The 1,591-nt window shown below is 57.1% G+C and carries 1 protein-coding gene; it reads right to left on the minus strand.

The genetic code is table 11. The annotated features are described in order from the left end of the window. A partial coding sequence (locus tag B9Z31_RS15265) for an efflux RND transporter permease subunit (RefSeq protein ID WP_143473868.1) occupies positions 1-1,525 on the minus strand: 1,525 nt, incomplete at its 3' end. Positions 1,526-1,591 lie beyond the last annotated feature (66 nt).

Here is a 1,591-nt window from a genome sequence, read left to right on the forward strand (position 1 = left end):
GGTCAAGGTTTTTCATGCCCGGCAAGAGGTAGTAGCTCAGCACCGGCGTCATCGTTACCGACACCAACAAAGAGGCCAGTGTCGAGATGATGAAGGCAATGCCCAGCGGCACAAACAACTTGCCTTCAAGGCCCGGCAAAGCAAAAAGCGGAAGGAAGACCAGCACGATGATCACCGTCGCATAAAGGATCGCCGAGCGGACTTCCATGGACGCCTTGGCCACGAGCGCGAGCAGAGACAGGCGCTGGCTTGGGTCCTTGGCACGGTCTTCTTTCATGCGTCGCAAGATGTTTTCCACATCCACCACGGCATCGTCCACCAGTCCGCCAATGGCAATCGCCAGCCCCCCTAGCGTCATTGTGTTGATCGACAAGCCAAAATACTTGAACACCAGTGCCGTGATGAAGATGGAGACTGGGATAGCGGTGAGCGCGATGATGGTGGGGCGAACCGTACCCAAGAAGAAGAAAAGGATCGCGGCCACAAACAGCGACGCACCGATCAACTTGCCTTGCAGCGTCGAGATCGACGCCTCAATGAAGCTGGCCTGCCGGAAGGTCACACGGGGTGCCTCCATGCCCGCAGGAAGGGATGCCTTGAGATCCGTAATCGCTTCTTCAATCGACTGTGTCAAACGGGTCGTGTCAGCAGTGGGTTGCTTTTGAACGCCCAGAATCACGGCGGGCTTGCCCTCAAAGCCTGCATCCCCACGTTTGATGGCTGCGGCAAAAGTGACCTCAGCGATCTGGCGCAACAAGATAGGCTGACCGTTATTGGCGGTGATGGCCAGATTGCGCAAGTCCTCCAGACGGGAAGTGCGACCAAGATTTCGAATCAGGTACTCGCGCCCGTTGAGTTCCAGAAATCCCCCCGAGGTGTTGGCCGAGAACCCGCGCAACGCCGACTCCAACTGGTCCAAGGAGATGCCCAAGTCCGACATGCGCGCTGTGTTGGGCTGCACCTGAAACTGGCGCACTTCGCCTCCAATGGGGATGATCTGTGCGACACCCGGTATAGACAAGAGTCGTGGCCGGAGCACCCAGTCGGCGTACTCACGCACGGCCATGGGGGAGATTTTCTGCGGATCGACAGGAATAGCGATCTGCATGATCTCTCCCATGATGGAGCTGATCGGTCCCATGCGGGGTATCACCCCGGCAGCCAAACCTTCTTCCATGGACGAGAGACGTTCAGACACCAGTTGGCGTGCCCGAAAAATCTCCGTGTCCCAGTTGAAGGTGACATACAAAAAGGACAGGCCAGCAGAGGAAGTAGAACGAACCGATTCGACCCCAGGCAAACCATTCATGGCCGTCTCCAGAGGAAAGGTAATCAGTTGCTCGACCTCTTCGGGGGCCATGCCACCCGCCTCGGTCATGATCGTCACGGTCGGTTTGTTGAGGTCGGGAAAGACATCGACTGGCGTTCGAGACAATGTGAATGCCCCGTAAGCCATCAACACGGCACCCGCTATCAACACCAGAAGCCGGTTGGTCAGGCTATTTTCGAGAAGCCACTTGAACATATCGTGACCCCTTTAACGGACTTGGTTGATGAGCGTGGCACCTTGGGTCGCCACACGATCGCCAGA

It is taken from the genome of Limnohabitans sp. G3-2 (assembly GCF_002778275.1).
In the GTDB taxonomy this organism is placed as follows: Bacteria; Pseudomonadota; Gammaproteobacteria; order Burkholderiales; family Burkholderiaceae_C; genus Limnohabitans_A.